We start from the raw sequence: 3,434 nt of genomic DNA on the forward strand, positions 1-3,434 counted from the left end.
AAAACTTATAAAAATAAAAAATCCCCGTCCCTAATAAAAGGGACGAGGTTAAATCGCGTTACCACCCTAATTCTATAAACATAAATAAACTAAATGTCACTTAACTATGTTCATAGCACCTTAATTACGTACATCTTAATACGCTTTTCCTGTAACGGTGAAAATCCGATAAAGCTTACTAAAATATCATTTCAGCTTTACTTCTCAGAGATGATTTTCGGAAATATACTGAACATTGGCTTACAGCAAAATGCCAACTCTCTGTGGAACAATTATATAACTTACTTTTTCTCGTCATAGAATTTAAAAATCTGTTTTAAATTTAAATATATATTATACTTTAATTTCCAACTTGTCAACTACTCATTTAAATTTTTTAATATAATTTATTGTTTATAAAATTATATATTGATTTTAAGTATTTTTATAATTAAATTTATTAAAAATAGTTATTTATTTAATAACTCCTTTTCTTTATTAAATGCTTCTTCTGCCAAACTTTTTTCTCCCTTTTCATCATAAAGTAAAGCAAGATACCTCCAAGCCTCAGGACTACTTGGATTATTTTCTATACATTTTTTTAAAGTAGATTTAGCCTTTTCATAATTATTTAATCTATTAGCATATATATTAGCTAAAGTTTCATAAGCACTAATTACATTGTTCTTCTCTAAATATTTCTCATAACATTTAACTCTAGTTTCATCATTAATATTATAGTTATCTGTATATTGTACTAAATCATTATATTCAATAAAACCATTATTAAAATCTTTTATAAAATTATATTCAAACTCCTTAAATTCTGTTCCTGTAACTTTCTTAAAAGCTTCATTAAAATTCATATTTTTAATATTTAATAATATATTTTTTATTGCAATATTTCCATTTTGATTCGCAATTTTACTTACAGCATAATTACTTTGAGTATAAACATCTACTTCACTTATACTTTCATTCCAATTATTATAATCAGTTAATTTTTCAAATTCTATAATTTTTCGTGGAGCATATAAACTATTGCCTAAGTTTCCAACATACTCCGATACTCCTTCTATAAACCATATAGGGACTTTGCTCTCATCTATATTATTTTTCTTCATAAATTCATATACTATATGATGTGTATATTCATGTAGAAAAGTTTCTTTAAAATCAAAGTCATATAATAAATCATAACCTTTTAAAACATCTATATAAGGATCCTCTACACTTAAATACATACTATTAGCATCTACAAGATAATACCCTCCAACCTTATAATTATTACCTCTTTTATGGAATACATTTTTATCGTAATCTAATTTAATACTTAAAGTACTTAAATCAAAATTTCCAAAAATATTTTTGTTCTTTTTATTCGCTTCATTAATATATTCTTTTATTAATTCTATTATTGATTCTTGCTCTTCTGTATAAAATATTTTATTGTTTTTATAATCAAGCACTTTAAATTTACTATTATATTCTTCAGACTCCCCTTCTGTCTTTAAAGCAATAGCATATAACGCAACACCTTTATCTTCAAGCTTATAAAAATCCTTCAATACAAGTATAGATATAAAGATCATAAATAACATCATTATATTAAGTATAAAGCTTAATATTTTTATCTTTATAATCTTACCCTTATATCTTTTAAATATATTTATTCCTTGCCTTGTAACAATTATAAAAAAAATAATCATTAAAGTTCCAGATATGATTATATTCCATCTAAAATTTAATAATATACTTAAAAACAAATATAAAATGTAGAATATAACATATACTAAAACATTCCCAATACCCCTTAATAAACTCATTTCCACCTCCATTTAATTCCAATTAAATAGTAACACCTTACAAAATTATTGTAAACATTTAACCAAAATTTTTTAATATTTAAATTTTATAGTAATACATAATATTCCCTATTATTGTAACAATAATAAATGAAACTTTAAAATTGGAGGTAAAGATATGACTATGAATCCATTTAATGAAAAACCTATGGATATTTGGAACTCATTTGAAAATTGGAATGATATTTATCCAAAACCTTATAATAAGCATGAAGTAGACCCATATACTAAAACTAGAATTATTCTTATGAACGGAACAGAATTTGAGGCAAACTGGTTCTCACATCAATTTGCTAGACATTGTAATAATAATGACCTTCGTAGAGAAATCGCTCTTACTCGTCGTATAGAAAAACAACAACAAATGAAAATCTCAAACTTAAAACCTAAAAATGAATCTATACTAGAACACACAATAAGTTACGAACAATTAGCTGTTGATTTAACTGCGGTATTAGCTCAAAGAGAACCAGATCCTAATGTAAAAAAAGCATTAGACTTTGCATTATTAGAAGATTTTGACCACTTATATCGTTATGCGGATCTTTTAGAAATGAAAGAAGGAATACATGCTGAACACTTAGTTGGAGGATTTACTGAAATTATGCCAGGTCGTCCAACTATATCAGAGCACCGTTATCCGTTTGATAATGTTAAACGCTTTATAGATAATACTACAGCCGACCCTATAACAAAGTTAAACGTATCTATTATAACTGCTGCTGAACAACAGACAATGAATTATTACATGAATGTTTCTAACTTAGCAAAAGAAGATATAGGAAGAAAATTATACCAAGAAATTGGATTGATTGAAGAACAACACGTTAGTCAATATGAAAGCTTAATGGATCCTAACTGTACTTGGCTTGAAAATCTTTTAAACCATGAATATACAGAATGCTATTTATATTATTCATGTTATATGACAGAAAAGGACCCATACATAAAATCATTATGGGAACAAAACTTACATATGGAAATTGCTCAACTACATAAAGCAGCAGAATTACTAAAAAAATATGAAAATAAAGAATGGCAACAAGTTATTCCAAATGGTGAATTCCCTGAACTTCTTGAACTTAGATCAAATGTTGATTATGTAAGAAATATATTAAAAGGAACTGTAAATGAAACTTCAGATAAAGAAGATTATATTGATGTTTCTAAAGTTCCTGCTGATAGTAATTTCTGCAAATTCCAAAATATCGTAAATAGTTCTAACGATATCGTACCAAGTCATAATGTAATTGATGATTATATTTGCAAAAAGAAAGAAGATTATCGTTTTGAAGTTGATACTCACCCTATTCCTGAACTTAGAGATAGAACTTGTGACAATACTACTATTGGTAGAAAAGCTTAAATATTAATCTAAAAGACTAGAACTTTTAAAAGCTCTAGTCTTTTTATAATTTTTATAAATTACTTAATAAATTTGCCATTTCAATAGCTGATACTGCTGCATCATAACCTTTATTTCCAGCTTTAGTTCCTGCTCTTTCAATAGCTTGTTCTATTGTATCTGTAGTTAATACTCCAAATATTACTGGCTTTTCTGTTTGCATTGATACTTGTGCTATTCCCTTT

The 3,434-nt window shown here is 26.0% G+C and carries 3 protein-coding genes and 1 other annotated feature; of the genes, 1 reads left to right on the forward strand and 2 read right to left on the reverse strand.

Annotation, left to right across the window (positions count from 1 at the left end):
• Positions 1 to 35: 35 nt before the first annotated feature.
• Positions 36 to 307 (reverse strand) — a binding site (T-box leader).
• A 142-nt stretch (positions 308 to 449) separates the two neighbouring features.
• The gene (locus tag Q4E08_RS02640; RefSeq protein ID WP_303127987.1) at positions 450 to 1,805 is read right to left on the reverse strand and encodes a M48 family metallopeptidase; all 1,356 of its coding nucleotides are present in this window, start codon (positions 1,803 to 1,805) and stop codon (positions 450 to 452) included.
• A 163-nt stretch (positions 1,806 to 1,968) separates the two neighbouring features.
• Between Q4E08_RS02640 and Q4E08_RS02645 the strand changes: the two genes are divergently transcribed.
• The gene (locus Q4E08_RS02645; protein ID WP_303127989.1) at positions 1,969 to 3,210 is read left to right on the forward strand and encodes a hypothetical protein; all 1,242 of its coding nucleotides are present in this window, start codon (positions 1,969 to 1,971) and stop codon (positions 3,208 to 3,210) included.
• A 52-nt stretch (positions 3,211 to 3,262) separates the two neighbouring features.
• Here the strand turns inward: Q4E08_RS02645 and Q4E08_RS02650 are convergent.
• On the reverse strand, positions 3,263 to 3,434 hold a 172-nt coding region (locus tag Q4E08_RS02650), incomplete at its 5' end, for a 6,7-dimethyl-8-ribityllumazine synthase (RefSeq protein WP_303127992.1).

Origin of the sequence: Clostridium sp. (assembly GCF_030532265.1) — a bacterium.
In the GTDB taxonomy this organism is placed as follows: Bacteria; Bacillota; Clostridia; order Clostridiales; family Clostridiaceae; genus Clostridium.

Excerpts from the sequence above, each read along its gene's own strand:
- Q4E08_RS02640 (WP_303127987.1), bottom strand. The coding sequence starts at position 1,805 with ATGAGTTTATTAAGGGGTATTGGGAATGTTTTAGTATATGTTATATTC.
- Q4E08_RS02645 (WP_303127989.1), top strand. The coding sequence starts at position 1,969 with ATGAATCCATTTAATGAAAAACCTATGGATATTTGGAACTCATTTGAA.